The 231-nt window shown below is 71.4% G+C and carries 1 protein-coding gene; it reads right to left on the bottom strand.

Annotated features, from left to right (window positions below):
* The coding region (locus RRF55_RS28230) for a hypothetical protein (RefSeq protein ID WP_439419330.1) at nucleotides 1-231 on the bottom strand (231 nt) is incomplete at both ends.

Here is a 231-nt window from a genome sequence, read left to right as displayed (position 1 = left end):
GGTGATCGGGAACTCGCGCGGCGCTTCGCTGCGGTCACGCAGCACCGTCAGCTGGACCTGGCCCGTGCCGAACGCCTGGAAATAGCGGTCCAGCACGGCCAGTTCAGCCGCACGGTTGCGCGTACCGGCCGAACCGGAGGCATCCCAGAGCAGACCGATGCGCGCAGGCAGGACGCGCGCGGCGGTCGGGGTGCGGACCGGCACGCTGGCCAACAGATAGCGCTGCCCACC

It is taken from the genome of Klebsiella sp. K47 (assembly GCF_051858335.1).
Classification (GTDB): domain Bacteria; phylum Pseudomonadota; class Gammaproteobacteria; order Enterobacterales; family Enterobacteriaceae; genus Klebsiella; species Klebsiella pneumoniae.
The sequence above is the reverse complement of the archived record's forward strand: the minus strand, read 5'-3'. Positions and strand labels throughout refer to the sequence as shown.